At 50.7% G+C, this 3853-nt stretch carries 2 protein-coding genes; both read left to right on the forward strand.

Going from position 1 to position 3853, the window contains the following annotated elements; genetic code table 11:
- The first annotated feature begins 278 nt into the window (after positions 1-278).
- On the forward strand, positions 279-2165 hold the full coding sequence (locus tag DW724_RS15265) for an LTA synthase family protein (RefSeq protein ID WP_118762048.1): 1887 nt from the start codon (positions 279-281) through the stop codon (positions 2163-2165).
- A 144-nt stretch (positions 2166-2309) separates the two neighbouring features.
- On the forward strand, positions 2310-3293 hold the full coding sequence (locus tag DW724_RS15270) for an IS3 family transposase (protein WP_442861299.1): 984 nt from the start codon (positions 2310-2312) through the stop codon (positions 3291-3293).
- Positions 3294-3853 lie beyond the last annotated feature (560 nt).

Below are 3853 nucleotides of genomic sequence, written 5' to 3' on the forward strand. Positions count from 1 at the left end.
CTTTTTTCAAATTCTTTTTCAGAACCTCAATCGGTTCTAAATCAAACTTTTCGGTTTTACGCTCGTCTCTGAGAGACAGCTTTAATAGAATACCAAATCCGACAGCGAATGTCAAGCACTTTTTTATTTATTTTTGCGCCATACAATGCCTGTATTAAAATAGTATACCTGCCTGTCTCCGTCGCGTGCCCTGTAAGCCGCATCTAACCTTGACATTTTCCCCAATTTAGTGTATAATTCCGCTCTTGTGGGAACTTTTTTTACAAGGAGAACGGTTTATGAAAAAAGTTGGTTCACTGATCAGACAGCTGCTGCCGCGGCGTGATGTGCCGCTGCGCCAAAACACAAGGGCGCAGCGGCTGCTACTGCTGCTGCTGACACCGCTTACCGCGTTTTGGCTGATGCAGCTTGTGCTCGGCTCTCCGCCGTGGAATATGAGCGCAGGCGTGGCGCTGGCTAACTGGCTATGCCTCAGCGCACTCTACTGGATCGGCTGTGCGGTTATCGGCTATCCGGCGGTCTGCTGCGTGCTGCTGCACATTCTGGCCGGTATGTGGGGCGCTGCGAACTACTTCGTTTCTGTCTTCCGCGGCACACCTATTCTGCCGTGGGACTTTAAGGCGCTCGGTACCGCTGTGGCCGTTGCAGGCAGTTACAGCCTGTCTATGACCTGGCAAATTGCCATCTGCATTATGCTGGTTGCACTGCTTGCGTGGGCGCTGCGCCCTTATTATAAGATGGGGCATTTTCGACCGCGCAAAGGCGATCTGCTGCGCCGCGGTTCCGTGCTGATTGCCGGTCTGCTGTGTCTCATCCCGATCGCCCACCCGCAAATGCTGGGCATGTTCGGCGTAGAGACCGACGTGTGGGATCAGCTCGGTGCCTACCAGACCGGCGGTGCCGCTGCAGAATTTCTGCGAAACACCGAATTTATGGAAGTGGAAAAACCGGATGATACCACGCCGGAACGCGTCAACGCTATTGTGAATGGTGCAGAGAATGACCCGACACCGAATGTCGGCGTTGATCACCCGAATATTGTTGCTATTATGAATGAGTCATGGGCGGACTTTGAGGACTTCGGCAATCTGACACTCACGGAAAGCCCAATGAATTACATCAACAGCGTGTCGAACGCGATCCACGGCCACGCCTACACCTCGGTATTCGGCGCGGGCACAAGCACGAGCGAGTTCGAGTTTCTGACCGGTAATTCGATGAACTTCCTGCCATCGGGCAGTATCCCGTATCAGCAGTACATTCTCGGTCCGACGGATTCACTGGCTACGCTGCTCAAGGGTTACGGCTACGAGACGCGTGCGTTTCATCCGGGTGAGCGGACCTCGTGGCAGCGTAATATCGCGTATCCGCGCCTGGGCTTTGACTCATTCAAGTGCGGCGAGGACATGGACGTACCGCAGACCGAGGAGCATGGCTACGTCAGCGACGATTCCGACTTCGAGCAGATTATTTGGGAGTTTGAGCATAAGGACGAAAGCACACCGCTGTTTCTGTTCAATGTGACGATTCAAAACCACGGCAGCTACACGGTTGAGGATTACCCCGCCGAGGTGCAGGTCGCCGATGAGCCGGGCGTGTACCCCAAGGCAGAGCAGTATCTGACGCTCGCCAATAAGACCGATGAGGCCTTCAAAAAGCTGATCGACTACTTCTCGTCACAGACTGAGCCGACCATTCTCGTTATGTTCGGCGATCATCAGCCGTCTGTCGAGCAGGAATTTCTCGATAAGGCGTACGGCGTGACTCAGGACGAGATGACCATGGCGCAGTATATGGATAAGTTTAAGGTGCCGTTCATCATCTGGGCCAATTATCCGCTGACCGGCGATTCGACGAAGATCACCAGTCTGAACTTTCTCGCGCAGTATGTGCTGCGCAACACAGGCATTGAAACCAGTGCCTACGGAAAATACCTGTGGAATCTGCAGAAAACCATTCCGGCGATGACCTTTGCCGGCTATTTCGATAGTGAAGGCAACGCATACAGCCATCTGGATACCACAAAATTTACCCCGCTGATTGAAGATTACGAGCGCGTACAATATAACAACCTGTTCGGCGGCGACGAACGCCAGACTGCGCTGTTTGCCTCTCCGGCAAGCACAACTTCAAGCGATGCCGCAAACGCAACCAGTGGCAATTAAACAGAAGCGACTGCTATTGAACTGCACCCCATTTGTTAGACAGTATGATACACTATCTAACAGATGGGGTGATTTATTATGTCAAGAGGAAAACCGAACAAACGATACACGCCGGAGTTTAAGAAACTGGTCGTGGAAACCATGATGGAAGAAAAGTTGAGTTACTGCGAAACAGCGAGACGATTTGAAGTAAGCAGTGCCACTCAGGTCAGAAACGGGGAGCATATTTATCTATCAGAAGGATCAGAGGCATTGGCCATCGAACGACGCCAGCACAAAACGCTGGTAGTTCAGAAGCTAAGGCAAAAATATTCTCTCAATCTTCTGCTTTCAATCGCTCAACTGCCCCGTGCAACGTTCTATTATCACTCGAAACAAATGCAGAAAATAGACAAATATACATCTGTTAAGGAAGAAATCACAACGATTTTCCACGAAAACAAGGGCAGATACAGCTGCCGGCGGATTACGACAGTGCTGCGCAGCCGAGGGTTCCTTGTGAATCATAAAACCGTTCAGCGACTTATGAAGGAGTTAGGGCTGATTTGCCGCGTCCGAATGAAGAAATACCGTTCTTATGAGGGAAATGTGGGTAAAGTTGCACCAAATCTGTTAAATTGGGATTTCCATGCAGACAAGTCCAATCAGAAGTGGGTCACGGATGTGACGGAGTTCAACTTGTTTGGGGAGAAACTCTATCTGTCCCCGATTCTCGATCTGCACAGCAGCAATCTGGTCAGCTATACCATATCGGAGCGTCCCGTGCTCAGCATGGTGACAACCATGCTGAACGAGGCATTTGCAAAAATGCCGGACGGAACAAACCTCATTCTCCATTCTGATCAGGGCTGGCAGTACCAACATAAACAGTATCAACGGATGCTCCGAGAGAAAGGCATCCGGCAAAGCATGAGCCGGAAAGGGAACTGTCTGGACAATGCTGTGATAGAAAACTTCTTTGGGCTGCTCAAAAGTGAGCTATTGTATCTGCAAGAATTTCAGTCCATGGAGCACTTCAAACAGGAACTCGTTGAATATCTGGATTACTACAACAATCGCAGGATCAAGGCAAAGCTAAAGGACTTGCCGCCTGCAATTCACAGACAACAAGCCCTTTCCGGTGCTTGAACAATTTTTACGATGAATTTTTGTCTAACTTTTTGGGGTCACTTCATCTAAGTTCAAGCATGTGCTTTACCTGATAGGCCCCAGCCACCAGCACCCGTAAACAATTCGCGCGACACGGGTATGTCGCGCCTGCGTAGACTTAACCGCATGTATAGCAGCAAAGGATCTGACACTGCGAATAGGTCGAGAAATGGAAGCACACTGTGCTCCCCTACAGTAGAAAAGATCCTCTGCCGTTCCCCTTTTCGGAGCGATCGCTGGTTTCTGGTCTGCGCCAAACTAAAAAGTAAAGGGAAATGGAAGTTAAGAGGGTAGAAACCGTAGGTGTCTACCCTCTGGCCCCACCGCTGTGGTACGGCGAACTCCTCGCCGAATCTCAGCGAAAAACGCTCCGCCTGGATAGGGTGAACCGTCTGCGCGGTTCAAATCCACCAGCAAACCACTGCAGAAAAGGCTGCCGCCCAGACAGGACGTATTGCTGACGCAACTCGTGTCCCCTGCAAAATCTCTGCAAAAAAGAAAAAGCAGCAACTTTCGTTGCTGCTTTAGATGTAGGCGTT

This window comes from Butyricicoccus sp. AM27-36 (assembly GCF_003480945.1).
Lineage (GTDB): Bacteria > Bacillota > Clostridia > Oscillospirales > Butyricicoccaceae > Agathobaculum > Agathobaculum butyriciproducens.

Coding starts and splice junctions, on each gene's coding strand:
- DW724_RS15265 (WP_118762048.1), top strand. CDS start 279: ATGAAAAAAGTTGGTTCACTGATCAGACAGCTGCTGCCGCGGCGTGAT.
- DW724_RS15270 (WP_442861299.1), top strand. CDS start 2,310: ATGGAAGAAAAGTTGAGTTACTGCGAAACAGCGAGACGATTTGAAGTA.